Raw genomic sequence first — 21,537 nt, forward strand, 5'->3', positions numbered from 1 at the left:
CGGCACCGCCGCGGTGCCCCTCGAGGCCCGAGGGACTGTCGCAGCCGCCTCACAGCTGCTGGGCACCGAAGCTGTCGCACTCCGCCATCTCGCCCGAGGCGTATCCGCGCTCGAACCATCGCATCCGCTGCTCGGAGGTGCCGTGGGTGAAGGTGTGGGGCATCGGCCGCCGCCCCGCGTTCCGCTGCAGCGTATCGTCGCCGATCTGGCGCGCCGCGTTCATGGCCTCCTCGACGTCGCCGGGCTCCAGGCTGCCGAACTGCTGCTCGGCATGCCGCGCCCAGATCCCGGAGAAGCAGTCGGCCTGCAACTCGATCCGGACCGAAATCGCGTTGCTTTCGGCTTCCGGGACACGCGCCCGGATGGCGTTCGCCTCTTCGAGGATGCCCATCTCGTTCTGGACGTGATGGCCGATCTCATGCGCGACGACATAGGCAGCCGCGAAATCGCCGCTCGCGCCCAGCTGACGCTCCATCGTGGCGAAGAAGGCGGTGTCGAGATATGCCTTGCGGTCGAGCGGACAGTAGAAGGGCCCGGTCGCCCCGCTCGCGCCGCCGCAGGGCGAGTTCGTGGCCTGCGAGAAGAGCACGAGCACCGGCGGCCGATACGCGGCGTCCAGCTGCTCGGCGAAGACCTGCGTCCAGACCTCTTCGGTATCGGCGAGCGTCACCGATACGAATTCGGCGGCCGCCTCGTCCTCGGCCGACAGGTCCTGCGACGCCTGCGGCGCGGCCGCATCCTCGAGCAGCGGCGTCACGTCGACACCGAGCACCCAGCCGATCAGCAGGACCGCAAGAAATCCTGCCCCACCGAGGCCGCCGATACTGCCTATGCGGGCGCCTCTCCGATCCTCGATGTTCCGGCTTCCACGCCGTCCACGCCAGTCCATCGGTGCCCTCCCGCCCGGTTCTTCACGCAAGTGTAGATCCCGCCTGCCGCCCCGCCAGTCCCTTTCGTCTTGACCGCCGACCCGCCGCATGCTGCAACCCGCCCGAGATCATGCCGGAGGCGCAGCAATGACACGCAGGTTCCTGATGCTGGTGGCCGCGGCCGGGTCAGCCGGCCTGCTTCTCGGCGCGCTCGGCTTCCAGTTCTTCGCCGGACTTCCGCCCTGCCCGCTCTGCATCTGGCAGCGCTGGCCTCATCTCGTGGCCGTCATCGCCGGGGCCGTTGCTCTGATGTGGCCCTCGCGGGTCGTCGCCCTCGTCGGAGCGGCCGGAGCCGCCGTCTCGGCAGGCATCGGGGTCTTCCACGTCGGCGTGGAGCAGAAGTGGTGGGCGGGCCTCGCCTCCTGCTCCACCGGCTCCATCGAGGGCATCTCGGCGTCCGACCTTCTCAATCCGGCCGTCGATCTCGGGCCGGTGGTGCGATGCGACGAGATCGCCTGGCAATTGCTGGGCGTCTCGATGGCCGGATGGAACGTCATCCTCTCGGCTGGTCTTGCGGCGATCTGGCTCGTGGCCGCGACGCGGCGGGCTTGATCAGCCCACCGCGGCAGGGGCGCAGGTCGCCCGCGCCGGCAAGCCCTCAGCCGTATGGCAGACGGGCCCCGTTATTCCAGCCTCTTCCTTCGCAGCGACGTCGCGCTATGGTGGGTAGACGGGGCGGAGGAGGGGGCGACGCATGGAAGGCTTCTCGCGATACGCGATCTACTGGACGCCCGAGGACGGCCCGCTCGCCCGCTTTGGCCGCGGATGGCTCGGCTGGGATCCGCAGACGGGCGAGCCGGTGCCGCAGCCGCCTGTGGCGGGCCTGCCGCGCGACGTCGCCCTCATCACGCAGGCGCCGCGCAAATACGGCCTTCACGGCACGCTGAAGGCGCCGTTCCGGCTGGCGGAGGGGGTGGATGTGACCGACCTCCATGCGGCGATCGTGGCGCTCTGTCCCTATCTCGCACCGGTCACCCTGCCCGCCCTGAAACTGGAGCGGATCGGCGGCTTCCTTGCGCTCGTGCCAGCTGCGAACGGGGCGGCGGTGGCGGAGCTTGCCAGCGAAGTGGTGCGCGCCCTCGACGGGTTCCGTGCACCGCTGAGCGAGGCGGAGATCGCACGGAGGCGACCGGAGCGGCTGTCGCCCCGCCAGCGCGGCCATCTGTCGGACTGGGGCTATCCCTATGTCTTCGAGGACTACCGCTTCCACCTGACGCTGACAGGCGAACTGCCCGAGGCCGAACTTGCCGAGGTCGAGGCCGTGCTCGACCTGCTGCTTCAGCCGGTCCTCGACGAGCCGCTGCGCATCGGCAGCCTGTGCCTCTTCGCCGAGGCTGCCGACGGTCGGTTCCGCATGCTGGAGCGGCTGGCGATCGCCACCTCCTGACCGGTCAGCACATGGCCGTGCGGCGGGCGGACGGGCGGCGCCGGTCACGCAGCAGCCCGAAGATCGCGCCGAGGCAGACATGCAGGGCCGACAGCGCAAGGGCCGACAGGAGCGCCGCGCGCGGCGCGTGACCGCCCAGCCAGATCAGCATCGGAAAGGTCAGCGCGAGGGCCGTCATCTTGCCGGAAAGGCTGCGTACGATGCCGGTGCTGGAGGGTCGCAGCGCCTCGGGCCGACGCGTGAGATGCCAGTCGAACCAGTCGAAGAGGACGCGGTGCATCACCGACCAGAGGAAGGCCGCCGCCGAGACAACCAGAAGCACGCCAAGGGCGGCCCGGGCCGAGGTCTGGAAGGCAACGCAATAGAGCGGCACGGCCAGCGCCAGCGCCACGGTTTCAAAGAAGACGGTATGGAACAGGCGCCCGGCCAGGGATCGCGAGGTCATGAAGCACTCCGAATTACTCGTGCAAAGAATTTGGACACGGACACTGACAGCGTCCTGACAACCCTAATGGGGCCGCACCGCTTCGTAACACGAGAGGCGGCAAATGGATAGGACCGATATCCGCATCTGGCGGATTTCAGCGCCTCCGAATGCCGACAAGTGGAATTTTTCAGCGGCCCGCGTGTCAGCGGCCGGCGCGGCGGGTGCGCTGCGCTGCCTTCCGCGCAAGCTTGGCCGCGGGACGTCCGGGCTGCTTGGCCACCTGCGCGGGCGCCTTCGCCGACGGCGCCTCCCGGCCCTGCCCACTGCGGAAGAGGCGCCTCAAGGCGCTGAAGAAGCCGCTTGCGATCATGCTCAATCCTCGAAGAGTTCGCTTTGTCCCGTCACCGGCTCGTCCTCGTCCGGTGTTTTCGTGCTGCCCGGCAGCGGGCGGTTGTCGAGCAGGCCCGCCGCGCGCAGTTCCTTGATCCCCGGAAGGTCGCGCGCCGACTCGAGACCGAAATGATCGAGAAAGGTTTCGGTCACGACGAAGGTCACCGGGCGCCCGGGCGTCATGCGGCGGCGGCCGAACCGGATCCATTCCAGCTCGATCAGCTGGTCGATGGTGCCCCGGCTCACCGCCACGCCGCGGATCTCCTCGATCTCGGCACGGGTGACCGGCTGGTGATAGGCCACGATGGCCAGCGTCTCGATCGCCGCCCGCGAGAGCTTCTTCTGCTCGACCGTCTCCTTGCGCATAAGGAAGCCAAGGTCGGGCGCGGTCCGGAAGGTCCAGGCGTCGCCCACACGCACGAGATGCACGCCGCGCCCCTCATAGCGGCTCCGCAGATGCATCAACGCCTCGGCCGGGTCGCAGCCATGCGGCATCCGGGCCTGCAGCTCGGCCACCGTGACGGGATCGGCGGAGGCGAACAGGATCGCCTCGACCATCCGTTCCTGCTCGGCCATCACCGGCGCGTCGAACAGGCTCTTCTCTGGCCTCTCGTTCATGGCCCCTCCCTGCGGCGGATCTGGATCGGCGCGAAGGTCTCGCCCTGCCGAAGCTCGATCTGGCCGCGCTTCGTCATCTCGAGCACGGCCGCGAAATGGGCGGCCGTCACCGAGCGGCGGCGCATCGGATGGCCGTCCCAGCCCTCGGGCAGGTAGCTTGTGAGTTCACCCCAGTCGCCGAACCAGCCCAGCATCCCCCGCATCCGGTCGAGCGCCTGCTCCATGGTGAAGACATGGTGACGGTCCATCACGAAGGGCCGGAACTCGTCCTTGGTGCGGATCCGGGCGTAGGCGCGCATCAGGTCGATCAGCGTGGCCGTGTAGGTCACCTTGCGGTGCCGCGTCACATCTTCGGGCAGGCCGCGCGCGAAGAAGTCGCGCCCCTTCTGATCGCGCGCCATGAGACGGGCGGCCGCGTCGCGCATCGCCTCGAGCCGCTCGAGCTGAAAGGCCAGATGCGCGGCCAGTTCCTCGGCCGAGGGGCCTTCCTCGGTCGGGTCGGGTGGCAGCAGCAGGCGGCTCTTCAGGTAGGCGAGCCAGGCGGCCATGACCAGATAATCCGCTGCAAGCTCGATCCGCAACTTCTTGGCGTGATTGACGAAAAGAAGATACTGCTCGGCGAGCTTCTGCACCGAGATCCGCCGAAGGTCCACCTTCTGCGTCCGGGAAAGCATCAGCAGAAGGTCGAGCGGCCCCTCGAAGCCCTCGACATCGACGATCAGCGCCTCGGCCGCGAGCCGGTCAGCGACGCTGAGGACGGAGGTCTCTTCCCAACCGTCAGCCATGCACATGCCCGCCCAGAAGGTCGGCATGTTCGGCCTCGAGCTGCCGGCTGTCAACTGGCTCGGGGTCTCGGCGGCGGGCCAGCGCCGCTTCGGCGCGCGCGCGCGCCGCGGCGCTCATCGCGCCCGCTGAGGCGGCCACCGCCTCCATCTCGGGCATGTCGCCATTGCAATGAAGCGCCAGATCGCAGCCCGCGGCGATGGCGGCACCCGCCCGCTCGCCCAGATCACCCGAAAGCGCCTGCATCGACAGATCGTCGGTCATGAGGAGGCCCCCGAAGCCGATCTCGTCGCGGATCACGCGGATCATGGCCGGAGAGCAGGTGGCGGGCCGGGTGTCGAAGGCCGAAAAGACGACATGGGCAGTCATCGCGAGCGGCAGGTCCGACAGGGCGCGGAAGGCCGCGAAATCTGTCGCTGCGAGCGTCTCGCGGTCGGCGCTGACCGTGGGCAGGTCGTGATGCGTGTCACCCGTGGCGCGGCCATGGCCCGGCAGGTGCTTCATCACCGGCAGGACACCGCTTGCCAGATGCGCCTCGGCTACCGCGCGGGCCAGCCGGGAAACGCGGCCGGCCTCACCGCCCAGACAGCGGTTGGCGAGGAAGGAATGGGTTTCGGACGTAAGGATGTCGGCCACGGGGGCGCAGTTTCCGTCGATCCCGATCGCGCGCAGTTCCTCGGCGATCAGCCTGTACCGGATCCAGAGCACCCGCTCGGCGGCCTGTCCAGCCCTCCGCACCGCGTCGAGAGGCGGCATCCACTCACGCCAATGCGGCGCGCGGAGGCGCTGGACGCGGCCGCCCTCCTGATCGACGAAGATCGGCGCATCGCGACCGATGGCCATCCGCAATTCACGCGTGAGAGCAGAGACTTGCGACGGATCCTCGATGTTTCGCGCGAAGAGGATGAAGCCGAAGGGATCAGCCTCACGGAAGAAGCGCCGTTCTGCATCGCTGAGCGCCGGGCCGGAGCAGCCGAAGATGGCGGCCGTCCGGCCGGCCCCGCTCATCTCACCGCGACCGGAATGCAGGCGGTATCCTCGGCCAGCAGGGCAGAGCAGAAGCGCCTTGCCTCGCTTGCATCCGCAAAGCCGGAAGCGCGCAGCCGATAGAAGGTGCGCCCGCCGCTCTGTGCGGTCTGGACCACGCGGCTCTTCTCGGAGATCAGCGCACCGAACCGCGATGCGAGCTTGTCCCACTCGCGCCGCGCCGAGTCCGCATCGTCGAAGGCACCAAGCTGGACGAGCCGCGTGCCGGCGGGCAGCGTCGCGGCATCGACTTCGGTCGCCGCGACGGTCGCTGCGGCGGCAGCGACCGGGGCCGGACCGGCCGCACGCGTGGCTCTTGCCGGCCGCGGAGGCGGCACAGGCGACCGCCTCAGCGCGCCCGGAGGGATGGGCTCCGCCATCGGTTCGACCTCCTCGACCGCCTCGGGCTCGACCGTGCCGGCGATGGCCTCCGCCAGCGCGAGCTTCGTCGCATCGGCGTCCACGGCGGGCAGTTCCTCTTCGTCGAGCGCGCTCGCCTGGCTCTCATCCTCGAAAGGCGCCGCGCCAGGCAGCTCCTCGGTCGTCATGGCGAGGCTGTCGGCGTCCGCGTTCGGTGGCGTGGCGGCCGGCACGGCCTCGGGCGTGGCGCCGGCCCCTTCCAGACCCGGCCCGTCCTCGAGGGCAAGTTCCACCGGCTTCGGTGCGAGCACCAGCCTGTCGGGCGGTGGCGAGGCGGTGCCGGCTGCGGCGACGTCATTGACGGCCAGACCCTGATGCGCCGCGATCTCACCGCCAGGATTGTCCGGGGCGATGCGCATCGGACCCTCGATGGCGCGCACGACGGGAATGCCGTTCACGTCGCGCACAGCAAGCTTGTAGCCCCAGATTGCAAGTCCGAGGATCAGCGCGATCGACGACACGCCGCCCGCGATGTTGATCATGCGCTGGACCTTCGCAGGCCGCTGAGGGGCGTAGTAGCCCCCGAAATCGTCGAAATCCACGTCCGCCATGCTCTGCCCCACTGCGCGAGGGGCACGCCCCGGCGCTGCTTGCCTGTTACGCCCCGGCGGATGCATATTTTCAGCGCATTTCTTCGACCGGAGTGACGCCCAAGATACCCAAACCGGCACAAATCACAACGCCCACGGCCCGTGCGAGTGCGATTTTTGCCCGGGAAACCACAGGATCGTCCTGCAGGAAGCGCAGGCCGGGCTCGTCATTGCCCCGGTTCCACAGCCCGTGGAGGTCCGAGGCGAGCTCGTGGAGGTAGAAGGCGACCCGGTGCGGCTCGTTCGTGCGGGCCGCGATCTCGACGAGGCGCGGCCATTCGGCGAGCCGCGCGATCAGCGCGATCTCGGCCGGATGGTCGAGCCGGTCGAGGTCGGCGCCCGCGAGGCTCGCGTCGGAGACGTCCATCCCCTGCTCGCGCGCCTTCCTGATCACCGAGTTGATCCGTGCATTGGCATACTGGACGTAGAAGACCGGGTTCTCCTTCGACTGCTCCAGCACCTTGTCGAAGTCGAAGTCGAGGGCCGCGTCATTCTTCCGCGTCAGCATCACGAAGCGGGTGACGTCCGCCCCCACCTGCTCGACCACGTCGCGCAGCGTGACATAGGTGCCCGCGCGCTTCGACATCTTGAAGGGCTCGCCGTTCTTCCAGAGCTTCACCAGCTGGATCAGCTTGATGTCGAGCGGCACGCGACCCGCCGAGAGCGCCGCGACAGCCGCCTTCATCCGCTTGACATAGCCGCCGTGGTCGGCGCCGAAGATGTCGATCAGCTGGTCGAACCCGCGTGTTACCTTGTCGTAGTGATAGGCGATGTCGGGGGCGAAATAGGTCCAGCTGCCGTCCGACTTCTTCACCGGCCGGTCCACGTCGTCGCCATGCGCGGTCGAGCGGAAGAGCGTCTGCTCGCGCGGCTCCCAGTCCTCGGGCGTCTTGCCCTTCGGCGGCTCGAGCACGCCCTCGTAGATCAGGTCCATCTCCTTCAGCCGGTCGAGCGCGGCCTCGATCTTGCCGGTTCCGTAGAGCGCCTTCTCGGAGGAATAGACATCCATCGCGACACCGAGCGCGGCCAGATCCTCGCGGATCATCTGCATCATCATCTCGGTGGCAAACTCGCGCACGTCCGTGAGCCAAAACTGCTCGCCCTTGTCGAGCAGGCTGTCGCCGTATTTTTCCTTCAGCGCCTCGCCCACGGGGATCAGGTAGTCGCCGGGATAGAGGCCCTCGCGGATCTCGGGCTCGAGCCCGTGCGCCTCGCGGTAGCGCTCATAGGCCGACCGCGCCAGCACATCGACCTGCGCGCCGCCGTCGTTGATGTAATATTCCCGCGTCACGTCCCAGCCGGCATAGGCCAGAAGCCGCGCCAGCGCATCGCCCACCACCGCACCACGGACATGGCCCACATGCATCGGACCCGTGGGATTGGCCGAGACGAATTCCACGTTCACCTTCTGCCCGGCGCCGATCGTCGAGCGGCCATAGGCCTCGCCCTCGGCCAGCACCGCGGCGACGAGCCCCTGCCAGACCGCGGGCCGCAGCCGCAGGTTCAGGAAGCCGGGCCCGGCCACTTCCGCCGAGGAGATGCGCGGGTCGGCCCCGAGCCGGTCGGCCAGCGCCTCGGCGATGACACGGGGGGGCTTGCCGGAAGGCTTCGCCAGCACCATGGCGGCATTGGTCGCCATGTCGCCGTGCGCCGGATCGCGCGGCGGCTCAACCGCGACGGCGGAAAGGTCGAGCCCGGCAGGCAGCGCGCCCGCCTCCATCATGGCGCCGAGTTCGGCGGTCACGAGCGAGCGGATTTCGGTGAAGAGGTTCATTCGGGGCTTGTCCTGATGTTCGCCCCGGCTTTGCCAGAGGCGGGCGCACAGGTCAATGCCGCCCGCCCTGACCGTCAGCTGCGCTCGTCGCGCCAGTCCTCGAGCGCTGCATTCGCTTCGTCCGGCCGGCCTGCGGGGGCCGCAGGCGCAGCCACCCCATGGCCCGGGCTCCGGGTGCGGAAGTAATGCGCCTCGCGCGAGCCGAAGTAGAAGCCGACGATGGCGGCAAGCAGCCACCAGAGCGGGTCCGGCACGAGCGCGAGGCCCGACATCCGCCGCCCGAAACTCTCGGGATCGACCATGGCGAAGGTGAAAAGCGCCAGAGTGCCGAAAGCCAGCATCGGCCGCGGCAGCCGGTTCACGCCGTTCACGAAACGGTCGAACCACCCGTTGCCGGAATTGGCGAATTCCTCGGAATACTGCTGCAGCGCCTCGCCCTGCACCTCGGCCGAGAGCTCAAGCTCGCGCGTGGCATTCGGGCGGAACACCTCCGCCACGTCCTTCACCACCGCGCCCAGGCCCGCCATGCTGTCGCTGCCGGCGATGATCCGTCCCATCAGGCCCATGAGGCTGTCCTTTCGCAATGCTGCGCCTCGGTCAGGCGGTATCGTGCTGCCATGAATTCCTCGGCCCGCAGGATCCATCCGCCCTTCCCGCCATCCTTCCGCCGGGCATATTTCCGCGAGGAGGCGCGCTTGTCGGCCAGGGCGTAGTACCAGTTGCGCCGCGCGATGGCATAGGCATCGGCCATATGAGCGGGCGCCGCCTCAAAGGCCGCCTGCGCCTGCCGGATGGTCTGCGGCCCGACGATCCCGTCCGGGGTGCAGGGAAAGCCCATCTCCGACAGGAGCTTCTGGAGGATCTTCACCGCGTTCGAGCCGGAATTGACATACATGTCGAAGACGCCCGGCTGCAGCGGATCGGGAAGGTTCGACAAACCCGGGCGGCGGAAGTAATGCTCGACGAAGATCGTCTCGGCCTGCGTGCGGGTCAGGGCGTGCACATCCTCCACCCCCACCCGGCCGTCACCCGTCGTGTCGAAGCCAAGCCTGCGCAGCGTAGCGATGGTCACGCCGTGGTTCGTGGCGCCACCCGGGTCGTCCGGGTCGTCCACGAAGCCGCCCTCGCGGGCGACGATCTCTTTCGCGATGTCCTGAACGGTATGCATCTGTCCCCCGTCGGTTGTCCGAGGACAGGCTGGCGGATGCCGCTCAAGTCCGCGTTAAGCGGGCGTCCGCAGGGAACCGCGCGGGGGCGCTGCCCCCGCACCCCCGGGATATTTGGGCGAGAATGAAAGGCTGATGGCGGCCTCCGTGGCCTGCCGGCGGTCATAGGACGACGGAGCAGGCAGCCACGAATATCCGACCGGATCCCTGTCGCCTCGGGACCTCAGCCCCGCGGACTTACGGGCCTGGAGAGCTCAGCCCTGAGGCTGGTCCTTGCTCTCCTGGTACACACCCTGCTCCTTCAGTGCGTCGACCACTTCCTTCGGCATGTAGGTCTCGTCATGCTTGGCAAGGATCTCGGTGGCTTCGAACACTCCGCCGACGAGGCGGCCGGTGCCGACCATGCCGGCATCCTCGGCGAAGAGGTCGGGCAGGACGCCGGTGAAGCTGACCGGGACGGTCGCATTGGTGTCGGTGACGCGGAAGGTGACGGTCTCGCCCTGCCCCCGCACAAGGCTGCCCTTCTCGACGAGGCCGCCGATGCGGAACACCTCGGTCTCGGGCGGCGGCGCCTCGACCACCTGCGTGGGAGAGCGGAAGAAGTTGATCCCGTCGCGCATCGCGTAGCCGATCAGCGCGGTGGATCCCGCCAGCGCCACGAAGGCCAGCGTTATGATCTGGATGCGGCGTTTCTTCTTCAGGCCCTTCATGTCACCCTCATGGCGTCTCGGCTCAGGGGAAGACCGGGGCGAGCCCGAGGCCCGCCGCCTCGTCCAGCCCCAGCATCAGGTTCGCATTCTGGATCGCCTGCCCCGACGAGCCCTTGCACAGGTTGTCCAGCACCGCCACCACCATGGCGCGGCCGGGAATGCGGTCCCCGATCACGCCGATGTGGACGTAGTTGGACCCGCGGATATCGCGTGTCGAGGGGAGCGCGCCAAAAGGTAGCACCTCAAGGAACGTTTCCGTGAGATAGCGGTCGGCGAGCGCCCGATGCACCGCCTGCGGATCGCCCTTGACGTAGACATTGGCGAGGATGCCGCGGTTCATGGGCGTCAGATGCGGGGTGAACTGCACCCGCACCGGCCGCCCTGCCACCTGCGAGAACTCCTGATCGAACTCGCCGAGATGGCGATGCTTGCCTCCGGCAGAATAGGCATGCGTCCCCTCGGAGAGCTCTGCATGGAGCAGGTTCTCCTTGAGGCTGCGCCCCGCGCCCGAGACCCCCGCCTTGAGGTCGATCAGGATGTCGTCGAGGTCGATCACGCCTGCCTCGATCAGGGGCCGGATCGCATATTGTCCCGTCGCCGCATTGCAGCCGGTGCCGGCCACCAGCCGCGCGCCGCGGATCTCCTCGCGGTAGAACTCGGTCAGGCCGTAGACCGCCTCCTTCTGCAGCTCGGGCGCGGAATGGGGCTTGCCATACCAGGTCTCATAGGCTGCGGGATCGCGCAGACGGAAGTCGGCAGAGAGGTCCACGATCTTCAGATCGCGCGGCAGCGCGGCGATCACGGCCTGAGACGTGGCATGAGGAAGCGCGCAGAAAGCCAGGTCAACGCTTGAGAAATCGATCTCGTCGATCTTCTGGAGGCGCGGCAGGTCGAGGTGACGCAGGAAGGGAAAGACCTCGGCCATCGCCATGCCCGCCTTGCGGTCGCCCGAGAGCGCCACGATGCGCATCGACGGATGGGTGGCGATCAGGCGAACCAGTTCTGCCCCCGTGTAGCCCGAAGCTCCGAGGATGGCGATGTTCTGAACCATGTGTCTCTTTTCCGTTGCTTTCGGTCAGGCCGCCTCGAAGGCGATGCGCCGGCGCAGGAACTGCGTCGCCTTGTTCGAGACCGAGCGCGGATCGCCCGTGGTCAGGAACTTCGACTCGGTTCCCGCGCCCGCGAACTCCGGCTTGCGCGCCAGATAATCCGCAAGGCTCTCGGCCACAAGGTTGGCCTGACTGTAGACCGAGACCTCAGGCCCCAGCGCTTCCTGAAAGATCGGTTCCATCAGAGGATAATGGGTGCAGCCGAGGATCGCCGCCTGCGGATGCGGCATCCGCCGCTTCAGCGCCTCGACATGGCTGCGCACCAGCGCCTCGGCAAGGATCTCGTCGCCCTGCTCGATCGCATCCACCACGCCGCCGCAGGGTTGCGCCTCGACATCGACGCCGATGGCCCGAAAAGCCAGTTCGCGCTGGAAGGCCCGGCTCGCGACGGTCGCGGGAGTGGCGAACAGCGCCACATGCTTCACCGCCACCTCGCGCGGCGGGGAGTTGTCGCCCCATTGCCGCTCGGTCAGCGCCTCGATCAGCGGCACGAAGACCCCGAGCACGCGCTTGTCCTTGGGGATCCAGGTTTCCTGCATCCGCTTGAGCGCCGCGGCCGAGGCGGTGTTGCACGCGAGGATGACCAGATCGCAGCCCTCGGCCCAGAGCCGTTCGGTCGCGGCGCAGGTGAGGTGGAAGATGTCGTCGGCATCGCGCACGCCGTAAGGCGCATGCAGATTGTCTCCGAAATAGACGAAGGGCACGTCGGGCAACCGCCTCTGCACCGCATCGAGAACCGTGAGGCCACCGAGCCCCGAGTCGAACACACCAACCGCCATGCCTGCCCCCGCCCCTCAGGACTTTTCTGTTCCCTCAACATAGGATCATGCCGCCGCCGACGGAAGCGCATTGGTGGACGTGGGCAAGCTATTCCGCGGGAAGGGTGTGCCGCCCCCGCCAAGTGTCGGGCGGGGGCGGCCCGAGCCTATTCCGCCGCCATCGGCACCGGCGCGCCGCCCGTACGGATCGCGGCCAGCAGCTCCTCGCGCCGGACAGCGGCCTTCGCGGCATTCGCCTCCTTCACCGGCCCGTAGCCCCGGATGGTAAGCGGCAGCCGCGCCAGTTCCCGGCCCAGCTCCATCGTCTCGGGGCGGAGCTTCGGCAGGATCCCGGCCATGTCGGCCTCGAACTCTGCGATCAGGCGCCGTTCGAGCCGCCGCTCGGGATTGCGCCCGAACGGGTCGAGCGGCGTGCCGCGCAGGAGTTTCAGCGCCGCAAGCACGCGAAAGGCCGGCAGCATCCATGGGCCGAAGGCGCGCTTCTTCGGCCGCTCCTCTCCCTTGCCGGCGAGGAACGGCGGCGCGAGGTGGAAGGTCGGACGGAAGTCGCCGTCGAACTCGGCCTTCGCGCGCGCCATCGTGTCGAGATGCAGCCGCGCGACCTCGTATTCGTCCTTGTAGGCGAGAAGCTGGTAGTAGCCGCGCGCCACGTCCTCGCGGATCTCGGGCGGGGCGCTGTCGACGAGGGCGCGGAAGCGCCGCGCGAGCCTTTGCGACTGGTAGCCCACCAGCCGCTCGGCGCGGAAGTTCACCGGATCGACCGGCACCGGCGGTTCGGGCTGCAGGATGCGGCCCGCCTCGGCGGGGTGAAGCACCGCCCAGCGGCCAAGCGCGAAGGCGCGGGCGTTCTGCGCCACGGCCGCTCCGTTCAACTCGATGGCGCGCTGGATCGCCTCGGCCGAGAGCGGGATCAGGCCCCGCTGCCAGGCCGCGCCGAAGACCATCATGTTGGAATAGATCGAGTCGCCCATCAGAACGCGGGCGAGCTCCGTCGCATCGAGAAACGTCACCCGATCCTGAAGCCGCGCCTGAAGAGAAACCTGCAACCTATCAGAAGGCACACGGAAATCCGTGTTCCGGGTGAACTCTCCCGTCACGATGTCGTGGCTGTTCACCACCGCGCCCGTCCGTCCCTGGGACATGAGGCCCAGAGTCTTGGCCCCCGCCGTCACCACGAGGTCGCCGCCGATCACGCCGTCGGCCTCGCCCACGGCCACCCGGATCGCGCTGATGTCAGAGGGCCGCTCGGCGATGCGGCAATGGATCTGCACCGCGCCGCCCTTCTGCGCCAGGCCCGCCATCTCCATCATGGCCGCGCCGCGGCCGTCGACATGCGCCGCCATCGACAGGATCGCCCCCACCGTCACCACGCCCGTGCCGCCGACGCCGGTGACGAGCAGGTTGTAGGTCCCGCGGATCGCGGGCAGTTCGGGGTCCGGCAGGTCGGGGATCTCGATCTCGGCGGTCGCGGCCTTCTTCGGCTTCGCCCCCTCGAGCGTCACGAAGGAGGGACAGAAGCCCTCGAGGCAGGAGAAGTCCTTGTTGCAGGAGGACTGGTCGATGGCGCGCTTGCGGCCGAGCTCGGTCTCGACCGGCACGATCGAGACGCAGTTCGACTGCACGCCGCAGTCGCCGCAGCCCTCGCAGACCTCGGTGTTGATGAAGACCCGCTTGTCGATGTCAGGGAAGGTGCCGCGCTTGCGCCGCCGCCGCTTCTCGGCCGCGCAGGTCTGGATATAGACGATGGCCGAAACGCCTTCGACCTTGGCGAACTCCCTCTGGACGGCCATCATCTCGGCGCGCTCGTGGATCTCGATGCCCGAGGGGAAGCGCGAAAGGTCCACCTCCTCCTTCGCGTCATGGACGACCGCGATGCGCTTCACGCCCATCGCCTGGATCTCGCGCACGATGCGGTCGGCGCTGAGGCCGCCCTCGTTCGTCTGCCCGCCGGTCATGGCCACGGCATCGTTGAAGAGAATCTTGTAGGTAATCGTCGTGCCCGCGGCGAGCGCCGCCCGGATCGCCTGAACGCCCGAGTGGTTGTAGGTCCCGTCTCCCAGATTCTGGAACACGTGCGGCCGTTTGGAGAACGGAGCTTCCCCGATCCAGTTCGCGCCCTCGCCGCCCATCTGGGTGAAGCCCACCGTGTCGCGGTCCATCCACTGCACCATGTAGTGGCAGCCGATCCCGGCATAGGCGCGGCTGCCCTCGGGCAGGCGGGTCGAGCTGTTGTGCGGGCAGCCCGAGCAGAAATAGGGAAGCCGGGCCGCGAGATCCTGCGCATTGTCGGCCCGTCGCGCCTCGGCAAGCTGCGCGAGCCCCGCCTTCACCCGGTCGGTGCCCCTGCCCTCCTCGATCAGGATGTTTCCGATCTTTTCCGCGATTCCAATCGGATCGAGCGCGAACCTCGTCGGGAACAGCTCCTCTCCGCGGTCGTTCTGCCAGCCATAGATGCGCCGGCCGCGGCGGTCGTTGAAGATCGCCTCCTTGGCCTGCACCTCGATCAGCTTGCGCTTCTCCTCGACGCAGACGATGAGTTCGAGCCCCTCGGCCCACTCCTGGAAGCCGCGGAAGTCCATCGGCCAGACCTGCCCCACCTTGTAGGTGGTGAGACCCAGCCGCTCGGCTTCCGCCTCGCCGATGCCCAGCAGAGACAGCGCATGGACAAGGTCGAGCCAGCTCTTGCCCGCCGAGACGAAGCCGATCCTGGCGCCGGGCTTGCCCCAGACGCGCCGGTCCATGCGGTTTGCATGGCTGAAGGCCTCGGCCGCGAAACGCTTGTGGTCGATCATCCGCGCTTCCTGCGCGACCGGCGTATCGACGAGCCGGATGTTGAGCCCGCCCTCGGGCATCCGGAACTCCGGAAGGACGAACTGCATCCGCTCGGGGCGGCCGTCGACGACCGCCGTGGCCTCGACCGTGTCCTTCATGGTCTTGAGCCCGACCCAGACGCCCGCGAAACGCGACAGCGCCCAGCCGTAGAGCCCGTAGTCGAGGATCTCCTGCACGCCGGCGGGCGACAGCACAGGCACATAGGCATCGACCAGCGCCCAGTCGGACTGGTGGAGTGTGGTCGAGCTTTCGCCGGTGTGGTCGTCGCCCATCGCCATGAGCACGCCGCCATGCGGCGAGGTCCCGGCCATGTTGGCGTGGCGCATCACGTCGCCCGTCCGGTCCACCCCCGGCCCCTTGCCGTACCAGAGGGCAAAGACGCCATCGTAGCGCCCCTCTCCCCGAAGCTCCGCCTGCTGCGTGCCCCAGATCGCCGTCGCCGCAAGATCCTCGTTCAGCCCGGGCTGGAACAGCACGTCCGCGGCGCGGAGGTCCTTCTCGGCGCGGGTCATCGTCAGGTCCACCGCGCCCAGCGGCGACCCGCGGTAGCCCGTGACATAGCCCGCGGTATTCAGCCCGGCCTCCCGATCACGCGCCTTCTGCATCAGCATCAGCCGCACCATCGCCTGCGTGCCGTTCAGAAGCACCGGCGACTTGCCGAGGTCGAAGCGGTCGGAAAGCTTCACATCCTGCCTGCTCATAGGTCCTCCTCCCAGTGCCTTTGAACATGACTCCATATTAGGTCAAATAAGCTGACCTACAAAGCGCTTTCCGAGCCATGTTTCCATTGCAACGCAGTTATGCAATCCGCTAGGGATCGTTGCGCAGAAGCCGCCTCCCGCGGCGGGAGTGTTGCGACATGGACTGGGACAAGCTCAGAATCTTCCACGCGGTGGCCGACGCGGGCAGCCTGACCCATGCCGGCGACACGCTGCACCTTTCGCAATCGGCGGTCAGCCGGCAGATCCGGGCACTGGAAGAGAGCCTGAACGTCACCCTTTTCCATCGCCACGCACGGGGACTGATTCTCACCGAACAGGGCGAACTGCTCTTTGATGCGACCAGCCAGATGGTCAAGCGGCTGGAGGCGGCAGCGGCACGCATCCGCGACAGCGAGGACGAGGTCTTCGGCGAGTTGCGCGTGACAACGACCACCGGCTTCGGGACGCTCTGGCTCGCGCCACGGCTGGTCGGGCTCTACAAGAAATATCCCGCCCTCAAGATCGACCTGATGCTCGAGGAGCGGGTGCTCGACCTGCCCATGCGCGAGGCGGACGTCGCCATCCGCATGAAGGAGCCGAGCCAGGCCGACCTGATCCGCAAGCGGCTGATGTCGATCCGGATGCGCCTCTATGCGTCGCCGGAATATGTCGCCGAACACGGCATGCCCGAGAAGATGGACGATTTCGCGCAGCACAGGCTGATCTGCCAGCTTCCAGGCGCCCCGCAGGTGGCCGCGGGCGCGGCCCTCGTGCAGGAACTCATGTCGCACGACATTCCGTCCACGCTCACGGTCAACAACTACTTCGGCGTCCTGCAGGCGGTGCTGAACAATCTGGGTGTGGGCGTCATGCCGGATTACCTGGCGGTGGCCTTCCCCCAGCTCGTCCGCGTGCTGCCCGAAGTCGAGTCGACGGATGTGCCCGTCTTCCTCGCCTACCCCGAGGAATTGCGCCATTCGAAGCGTGTCTCGGCCTTCCGCGAGTTCGTCATGGAAGAGATCTCGCTCTACCGGAAGCAGCAGCAGACCTAAGTATGATAGCGCGCACCAGCCTGACGCGGACGGCCGCCGCCGGCTAAGCCAATGGTGCATAAGGGAAAACATAGGTCCGAGGGTCAGGTATGCGCACACCGCATGGCGGCCATGCTGCTCTTGCAGCATCATGACGCTTGATCGCGGAGAGTCGCGGGCCTAAATCGCCTCTCGAAGCGGGTGATCGAGAGGTTTCTCTTGTCCGCTTCATACCTCCCTGTTGGACTTGGGCCGAGCTTCTGCTCGGCCTTTTTTTTCTTTCCGGTCAGGTTTTCCGCGGCTGCCTGTGGAGCGTGCGGAAATTCGGCGGCCTGCCCGCATTTCGGGCGCCCATGGCATCGGCCAAAGCCGCGGGCTGCGGCAGGCTGGCGAAGATTCTTCGCGCCCCGTCCGGCCTGCCACCTTTTCCTGCTGCCTTTTCCGTCTTAAGACGCGCCAGACCCAGCCCAACCTCTGCCCGTGGAGACGTGCCATGACCGAGCCCGAAATCACCCCCGAGCTGATCGCGGCCCACGGGCTGAAGCCCGATGAATACCAGCGCATCCTCGAGATCATCGGGCGTGAGCCGAGCTTCACCGAACTGGGCATCTTCTCGGCCATGTGGAACGAGCACTGCTCCTACAAGTCGTCGAAGAAATGGCTGCGCACGCTGCCCACCACCGGCCCTCAGGTGATCTGCGGACCGGGCGAGAATGCGGGCGTGGTGGACATCGGCGACGGGCAGGCCGTGATCTTCAAGATGGAGAGCCACAACCACCCCTCCTACATCGAGCCCTATCAGGGCGCGGCGACCGGCGTGGGCGGCATCCTGCGTGACGTCTTCACGATGGGCGCGCGACCGATCGCTGCGATGAACGCGCTCAGCTTCGGCGTGCCGGACCATCCCAAGACCGCCCATGTCGTGAAGGGCGTGGTCGAGGGCATCGGCGGCTATGGCAATGCCTTCGGCGTGCCCACGGTGGGCGGCGAGGTGCGCTTCCACCGCGCCTACAACGGCAACTGCCTCGTGAACGCCTTTGCGGCAGGTCTCGCGGACGCCGACAAGATCTTCTACTCGGCGGCCTCGGGCGTGGGCATGCCCGTCGTCTATCTCGGCGCCAAGACCGGCCGCGACGGCGTGGGCGGCGCGACCATGGCCTCGGCCGAGTTCGACGACACGATCGAGGAAAAGCGCCCCACCGTGCAGGTCGGCGACCCCTTCACCGAAAAGCGGCTGCTGGAAGCCTGCCTCGAACTCATGGCCTCGGACTCGGTGATCTCGATCCAGGACATGGGGGCTGCGGGCCTGACCTGCTCGGCGGTCGAGATGGGCGACAAGGGCGACCTCGGCATCAAGCTGCAGCTCGACGCCGTGCCGCAGCGCGAGGCCCACATGACGGCCTACGAGATGATGCTGTCGGAAAGCCAGGAGCGGATGCTCATGGTGCTGAAGCCCGAGAAGGAGGCCGTGGCCCGCGCGATCTTCGAGAAGTGGGACCTCGACTTCGCCATCGTCGGCGAGACCATCCCCGAAGACCGCTTCCTGATCCTGCACGGCAACGAGGTGAAGGCCGACCTGCCCCTGAAGGCGCTGTCGGGCACCGCGCCGGAATACGACCGGCCCTGGGTCGAGACACCCCCCGCCGCGCCGATGGCCCCAGTGGAGGAGGTCGATCCGGTCGAGGGGCTGAAGGCGCTGATCGGCTCGCCCTCCTATGCCCATAAGGCCTGGGTCTGGGAACAGTATGACAGCCAGGTGATGGCCGACACCGTTCGGGCGCCGGGTCTGGGCGCGGGCGTGGTGCGGGTGCATGGCACGCCGAAGGCGCTGGCCTTCACCTCGGACGTGACGCCGCGCTACGTGAAGGCCAACCCGTTCGAGGGCGGGAAGCAGGCCGTGGCCGAGGCCTACCGCAACCTGACCGCCGTCGGCGCGAAGCCGCTCGCCACCACCGACAACATGAACTTCGGCAACCCGGAAAAGCCCGAGATCATGGGTCAGTTCGTCGGCGCGATCAAAGGCATCGGGGCTGCGGTCGCGGCGCTCGACATGCCGATCGTCTCGGGCAATGTCTCGCTCTACAACGAGACCGACGGCGTGGCGATCCTGCCCACGCCCACCATCGGTGCCGTCGGGATCCTCGAAACCCTTGACGAGCTGATCGCGGGCCAGCCCGAAGAGGGCGACGTGGCGCTGGTGATCGGCGAGACGAAGGGGCACCTCGGCCAGTCCGCGCTGCTTGCCGAGATGCTCGGCCGCGAGGATGGCGACGCGCCGCCGGTGGACCTCGGGGCCGAGAAGCGCAATGGCGAGTTCCTGCGGGCCAACCGCAAGCTGATCAGCGCCGCGACCGACCTCTCGGACGGCGGCCTCGCCCTCGCCGCCTTCGAGATGGCGGAAGGGGCCGGCCTCGGCGTCACCCTCACCGCGACGGGCACGGCCCGGCTCTTCGGCGAGGATCAGGCACGCTATCTGGTGGCCTGCCACCCGGACCGCACCAAGGCGCTGCAGGCCGCGGCCGAGGAGGCGGGCGTCGTCCTCCAGCAGGTGGGCCAGTTCGGCGGCGAGGAGGTCACGCTCGGCGGCGTCTCCGCCCCGCTTGTCGATCTCTCGCGCCTTTACCGCAGCGCCTTCGAGGCGGCCATCGGCTGATGAAGCTTCAGGCAGGTCCGCCACCGGCGGACCCTGCCGCGGCCCGTCCCGTCGCCGCCGCTTGCGCGACCCGGATCCGCGTCATACATCTGGACCGAGAGTGACCGCACAGGATCCCCGCATGGCCATGGAAGCCCAGGATATCGAAAACCTCATCCGCGCCAGTTTCCCGCAGGCGAAGATCACCATCACCGACCTTGCGGGCGACGGAAACCACTGGGCGGCCGAGGTGGTCGACGAGAGCTTCCGCGGCATGAATCGAGTGCAGCAGCAACGTGCGGTCTACGCGTCTCTGAAGGGCAAGATGGATGGCGCTCATGGCGAGCTCCATGCGCTGGCCCTGACGACCAAGGTTCCCGAATAGTCCCCTCCCCGCCGACGACAGCGCAAGGACGCGCTCCAACCTACGAGGACGATCCGACATGACCACCACCGTCGAAGAACAGCTCCGTGACATGGTCACCACGAACGACGTGGTCCTGTTCATGAAGGGCACCAAGAGCATGCCGCAGTGCGGTTTTTCCAGCCGCGTCGCCGGCGTTCTGAACTACATGCAGGTGGCCTACAAGGACGTGAACGTGCTCGAGGATGCGGATGTGCGTCAGGGCATCAAGGATTTCTCGGACTGGCCGACGATCCCGCAGCTCTACGTCAAGGGAGAGTTCGTCGGCGGTTGCGACATCGTCACCGAGATGACGCTTTCGGGCGAGCTCGATCAGCTCTTCGAGGCGAAGGGCGTGGCCTATGACAAGGCCGCCGCCGACAAGATCCGCGAAGCCAACGCGTGACCACACAGGGCGCGCGCCTTCGGGCGCGCACCTGCTGCGCGTCCCGGGGGTGCGCCCCGCAGCTCCTCCGGCAAGCGATGCTCTCTGTTCCGGGGCGCCCTGCCCGGACGTGCCGTTGCATTGGCCGCGGCAATGCTCCCCGTTAGGATCAGCCTCAGGGAGCATGCGCGAGGGATGGACGTCTGTCGCGTGTGACAGCCCTTTGCCGGGCCGCGGGACGGAGGGCAATCAGGGCAGGCGCTGCAGGCCCGCCGAGCCCGCGCTACACCCATCTTCATTCTCGAAGAAATATCCTCGGGGGGAGCCGCCCGGCAGGGCGGTCGGGGGGCAGACGCCCCCCGCCTTCGGGCAGATCCGGCGGCCCGGGGAAGGCCGCCTAAGCTCCTCAACGCGGCTCAGGCGCGACTCGGCGTCGTCCGCGCGCATAGGGGTCAGGCGCGCGCGCGTTCCTCGACTCTCTCTGCCATTGCCTCCGCGCGGGCGGCAAGCTCGGCCAGCGCCTCCTTCACGCCCGCCGGGATCACCGGCACCTCGATCCGCTCCGGCTCGGGGGCGGGGCGCGCCTCGATCTCGGCCAGTTGCTCGCGCAGCCGCCGCAGTTCCTCCTCCTGCCCCGCCATGCGGTCCGCAAGCATCAGCCCCGCCATGAGCAGCATGCGCGACTCCGTCATCCGGCCCATCTGCTCGACGACCGGGGCGGCCTCGGCATCCAGCACGGCGGCGGCGGTGCGCAGGAAATCCTCCTCGCCCGGCTGACAGGCGACCTCGAAGCTCTTGCCACCGATGGTGATGGTCAGTTCAGGCATCCGAGCGACCCTCCGCAACCAGGGGATCCAGTGCGGACAGGACTTCGTCCACCTCCGCGGCCTCGGTCGCCCGCGCCGCGCGCAGCGCCTCGAGTTCCACGACCATCGAGCGGTTCAGGAGATGCGGGTCCGCCATGCCCTCGGCGCTGGCCTCGCGCAGGCTGCGCAGCGCCTCCCGAAGCTGGCCGGTTGTCTTCTTCATCCGCTGAAGCTCCAGCCCCTGAACGTCGAGTTGCCGGGTCAACGCCTCGACCTGCTCCTCGAAGCGGGCGATGCGCGTGCCCTCGCGTTCCTTCACGGCCTTGAGCCGCTCGGAAAGCTGGGCATTGACCATCCTCTCCTCGTCGAGTTCGGCCTGCAGCGGGTTCTCCGCGGGCACGAGGGGGATCGCATCGATCCCGGCCCCGATCCGTTCCAGGGCGGCCGTGAGCCTGCGCTCCAGTTCCACCATTTCCTGCATAGGGTCTGCCTTTCCGTTCCGTTCCAGCCGGGCCGTCCGCAGGCCCGTTTCCGGGATGCGGCGGCACATTGTCGTGCGAATCGTGTCCGCCCGGCGCTTTTCCACGATCTTACCGTCCAATGCCGGCCGATGCGCCCCCCTTTGGCATGAGAAACGCC

21 protein-coding genes are annotated in these 21,537 nt (G+C 68.0%); 6 read left to right on the forward strand and 15 right to left on the reverse strand.

All coding sequences use genetic code 11. From position 1 onward, the window contains the following. Nucleotides 1-49: 49 nt before the first annotated feature. Nucleotides 50-889: a KPN_02809 family neutral zinc metallopeptidase gene (ypfJ, locus tag ACTVZP_RS07210; RefSeq protein ID WP_443211464.1), complete on the reverse strand. Its 840-nt coding sequence runs from the start codon at nt 887-889 to the stop codon at nt 50-52. A 127-nt stretch (nt 890-1,016) separates the two neighbouring features. Here ypfJ and ACTVZP_RS07215 point away from each other — a divergent pair, with 127 nt between their 5' ends. Next, nucleotides 1,017-1,481, forward strand: a complete 465-nt coding sequence (locus ACTVZP_RS07215) for a disulfide bond formation protein B (protein WP_443211465.1) — start codon at nt 1,017-1,019, stop codon at nt 1,479-1,481. Nucleotides 1,482-1,623: 142 nt separating this feature from the next. Further along, on the forward strand, nt 1,624-2,316 hold the full coding sequence (locus tag ACTVZP_RS07220) for a DUF1045 domain-containing protein (protein WP_443211466.1): 693 nt from the start codon (nt 1,624-1,626) through the stop codon (nt 2,314-2,316). Nucleotides 2,317-2,320: 4 nt separating this feature from the next. Here the strand turns inward: ACTVZP_RS07220 and ACTVZP_RS07225 are convergent, their stop codons facing one another. The 12 genes from ACTVZP_RS07225 to ACTVZP_RS07280 all read right to left on the reverse strand — a co-directional run bounded on the left by ACTVZP_RS07225 (nt 2,321) and on the right by ACTVZP_RS07280 (nt 15,641). After that, nucleotides 2,321-2,761, reverse strand: coding sequence for a chlorhexidine efflux transporter (locus tag ACTVZP_RS07225; RefSeq protein WP_443211467.1), 441 nt, complete (start codon nt 2,759-2,761; stop codon nt 2,321-2,323). A 354-nt stretch (nt 2,762-3,115) separates the two neighbouring features. Beyond that, a complete protein-coding gene (scpB, locus tag ACTVZP_RS07230) occupies nt 3,116-3,751 on the reverse strand; it encodes an SMC-Scp complex subunit ScpB (RefSeq protein WP_443211468.1) in 636 nt (211 codons plus the stop codon). Further along, entirely contained in the window at nt 3,748-4,536 is a 789-nt protein-coding gene (locus ACTVZP_RS07235; protein ID WP_443211469.1) for a segregation and condensation protein A, read from the reverse strand. Before ACTVZP_RS07235 ends, scpB begins: the two co-directional genes overlap by 4 nt. Then, complete coding sequence (gene nagZ, locus ACTVZP_RS07240; protein ID WP_443211470.1) at nt 4,529-5,542, reverse strand: beta-N-acetylhexosaminidase; 1,014 nt, start codon at nt 5,540-5,542, stop codon at nt 4,529-4,531. The genes ACTVZP_RS07235 and nagZ overlap by 8 nt, the downstream gene beginning before the upstream one ends. Then, the gene (locus ACTVZP_RS07245; RefSeq protein ID WP_443211471.1) at nt 5,539-6,531 is read right to left on the reverse strand and encodes an SPOR domain-containing protein; all 993 of its coding nucleotides are present in this window, start codon (nt 6,529-6,531) and stop codon (nt 5,539-5,541) included. Before ACTVZP_RS07245 ends, nagZ begins: the two co-directional genes overlap by 4 nt. 70 nt (nt 6,532-6,601) lie before the next feature. Continuing rightward, a complete protein-coding gene (gene argS, locus ACTVZP_RS07250) occupies nt 6,602-8,344 on the reverse strand; it encodes an arginine--tRNA ligase (protein WP_443211472.1) in 1,743 nt (580 codons plus the stop codon). Between the two features lie 74 nt (nt 8,345-8,418). After that, nucleotides 8,419-8,910 (reverse strand): holin family protein, encoded by a 492-nt coding sequence (locus tag ACTVZP_RS07255; RefSeq protein ID WP_443211473.1) that lies wholly within the window; start codon nt 8,908-8,910, stop codon nt 8,419-8,421. Beyond that, complete coding sequence (locus ACTVZP_RS07260) at nt 8,901-9,512, reverse strand: holin-associated N-acetylmuramidase (protein ID WP_443211474.1); 612 nt, start codon at nt 9,510-9,512, stop codon at nt 8,901-8,903. The genes ACTVZP_RS07255 and ACTVZP_RS07260 overlap by 10 nt, the downstream gene beginning before the upstream one ends. A 252-nt stretch (nt 9,513-9,764) precedes the next feature. Further along, nucleotides 9,765-10,220, reverse strand: coding sequence for a cytochrome c maturation protein CcmE (gene ccmE, locus ACTVZP_RS07265; protein ID WP_443211475.1), 456 nt, complete (start codon nt 10,218-10,220; stop codon nt 9,765-9,767). Between the two features lie 22 nt (nt 10,221-10,242). Beyond that, a complete protein-coding gene (gene argC, locus ACTVZP_RS07270) occupies nt 10,243-11,271 on the reverse strand; it encodes an N-acetyl-gamma-glutamyl-phosphate reductase (RefSeq protein WP_443211476.1) in 1,029 nt (342 codons plus the stop codon). 24 nt (nt 11,272-11,295) lie between these two features. Beyond that, the gene (locus ACTVZP_RS07275; protein ID WP_443211477.1) at nt 11,296-12,108 is read right to left on the reverse strand and encodes a glutamate racemase; all 813 of its coding nucleotides are present in this window, start codon (nt 12,106-12,108) and stop codon (nt 11,296-11,298) included. A 146-nt stretch (nt 12,109-12,254) separates the two neighbouring features. Further along, nucleotides 12,255-15,641 (reverse strand): indolepyruvate ferredoxin oxidoreductase family protein, encoded by a 3,387-nt coding sequence (locus ACTVZP_RS07280; RefSeq protein WP_443211478.1) that lies wholly within the window; start codon nt 15,639-15,641, stop codon nt 12,255-12,257. Nucleotides 15,642-15,799: 158 nt separating this feature from the next. On the opposite strand from ACTVZP_RS07280, the gene ACTVZP_RS07285 reads away from it, so the two are divergent. From ACTVZP_RS07285 to grxD, 4 genes are all read left to right on the forward strand, one after another. After that, nucleotides 15,800-16,693: a LysR family transcriptional regulator gene (locus ACTVZP_RS07285; protein WP_443211479.1), complete on the forward strand. Its 894-nt coding sequence runs from the start codon at nt 15,800-15,802 to the stop codon at nt 16,691-16,693. 472 nt (nt 16,694-17,165) lie between these two features. Next, the gene (gene purL / locus ACTVZP_RS07290) at nt 17,166-19,325 is read left to right on the forward strand and encodes a phosphoribosylformylglycinamidine synthase subunit PurL (protein WP_443211480.1); all 2,160 of its coding nucleotides are present in this window, start codon (nt 17,166-17,168) and stop codon (nt 19,323-19,325) included. Between the two features lie 121 nt (nt 19,326-19,446). Continuing rightward, entirely contained in the window at nt 19,447-19,689 is a 243-nt protein-coding gene (locus tag ACTVZP_RS07295; protein ID WP_443211481.1) for a BolA/IbaG family iron-sulfur metabolism protein, read from the forward strand. Between the two features lie 58 nt (nt 19,690-19,747). Beyond that, nucleotides 19,748-20,113 (forward strand): Grx4 family monothiol glutaredoxin, encoded by a 366-nt coding sequence (gene grxD / locus ACTVZP_RS07300; protein ID WP_443211482.1) that lies wholly within the window; start codon nt 19,748-19,750, stop codon nt 20,111-20,113. Between the two features lie 431 nt (nt 20,114-20,544). Here the strand turns inward: grxD and ACTVZP_RS07305 are convergent, their stop codons facing one another. Beyond that, entirely contained in the window at nt 20,545-20,919 is a 375-nt protein-coding gene (locus tag ACTVZP_RS07305) for a cell division protein ZapA (protein ID WP_443211483.1), read from the reverse strand. Then, nucleotides 20,912-21,379: a hypothetical protein gene (locus ACTVZP_RS07310; RefSeq protein ID WP_443211484.1), complete on the reverse strand. Its 468-nt coding sequence runs from the start codon at nt 21,377-21,379 to the stop codon at nt 20,912-20,914. Before ACTVZP_RS07310 ends, ACTVZP_RS07305 begins: the two co-directional genes overlap by 8 nt. Between the last annotated feature and the right edge of the window lie 158 nt (nt 21,380-21,537).

It is taken from the genome of Rhodobacter sp. NSM (assembly GCF_052244495.1).
Taxonomy (GTDB): Bacteria; Pseudomonadota; Alphaproteobacteria; order Rhodobacterales; family Rhodobacteraceae; genus Cereibacter_A.

Coding starts and splice junctions, on each gene's coding strand:
- ypfJ (WP_443211464.1), bottom strand. CDS start 889: ATGGACTGGCGTGGACGGCGTGGAAGCCGGAACATCGAGGATCGGAGA.
- ACTVZP_RS07255 (WP_443211473.1), bottom strand. CDS start 8,910: ATGGGCCTGATGGGACGGATCATCGCCGGCAGCGACAGCATGGCGGGC.
- ACTVZP_RS07225 (WP_443211467.1), bottom strand. CDS start 2,761: ATGACCTCGCGATCCCTGGCCGGGCGCCTGTTCCATACCGTCTTCTTT.
- ACTVZP_RS07215 (WP_443211465.1), top strand. CDS start 1,017: ATGACACGCAGGTTCCTGATGCTGGTGGCCGCGGCCGGGTCAGCCGGC.
- argS (WP_443211472.1), bottom strand. CDS start 8,344: ATGAACCTCTTCACCGAAATCCGCTCGCTCGTGACCGCCGAACTCGGC.
- ACTVZP_RS07280 (WP_443211478.1), bottom strand. CDS start 15,641: ATGAGCAGGCAGGATGTGAAGCTTTCCGACCGCTTCGACCTCGGCAAG.
- scpB (WP_443211468.1), bottom strand. CDS start 3,751: ATGAACGAGAGGCCAGAGAAGAGCCTGTTCGACGCGCCGGTGATGGCC.
- grxD (WP_443211482.1), top strand. CDS start 19,748: ATGACCACCACCGTCGAAGAACAGCTCCGTGACATGGTCACCACGAAC.
- ACTVZP_RS07260 (WP_443211474.1), bottom strand. CDS start 9,512: ATGCATACCGTTCAGGACATCGCGAAAGAGATCGTCGCCCGCGAGGGC.
- ACTVZP_RS07285 (WP_443211479.1), top strand. CDS start 15,800: ATGGACTGGGACAAGCTCAGAATCTTCCACGCGGTGGCCGACGCGGGC.
- purL (WP_443211480.1), top strand. CDS start 17,166: ATGACCGAGCCCGAAATCACCCCCGAGCTGATCGCGGCCCACGGGCTG.
- ACTVZP_RS07220 (WP_443211466.1), top strand. CDS start 1,624: ATGGAAGGCTTCTCGCGATACGCGATCTACTGGACGCCCGAGGACGGC.
- ACTVZP_RS07295 (WP_443211481.1), top strand. CDS start 19,447: ATGGCCATGGAAGCCCAGGATATCGAAAACCTCATCCGCGCCAGTTTC.
- ACTVZP_RS07245 (WP_443211471.1), bottom strand. CDS start 6,531: ATGGCGGACGTGGATTTCGACGATTTCGGGGGCTACTACGCCCCTCAG.
- ACTVZP_RS07275 (WP_443211477.1), bottom strand. CDS start 12,108: ATGGCGGTTGGTGTGTTCGACTCGGGGCTCGGTGGCCTCACGGTTCTC.
- ccmE (WP_443211475.1), bottom strand. CDS start 10,220: ATGAAGGGCCTGAAGAAGAAACGCCGCATCCAGATCATAACGCTGGCC.
- ACTVZP_RS07305 (WP_443211483.1), bottom strand. CDS start 20,919: ATGCCTGAACTGACCATCACCATCGGTGGCAAGAGCTTCGAGGTCGCC.
- ACTVZP_RS07235 (WP_443211469.1), bottom strand. CDS start 4,536: ATGGCTGACGGTTGGGAAGAGACCTCCGTCCTCAGCGTCGCTGACCGG.
- argC (WP_443211476.1), bottom strand. CDS start 11,271: ATGGTTCAGAACATCGCCATCCTCGGAGCTTCGGGCTACACGGGGGCA.
- nagZ (WP_443211470.1), bottom strand. CDS start 5,542: ATGAGCGGGGCCGGCCGGACGGCCGCCATCTTCGGCTGCTCCGGCCCG.
- ACTVZP_RS07310 (WP_443211484.1), bottom strand. CDS start 21,379: ATGCAGGAAATGGTGGAACTGGAGCGCAGGCTCACGGCCGCCCTGGAA.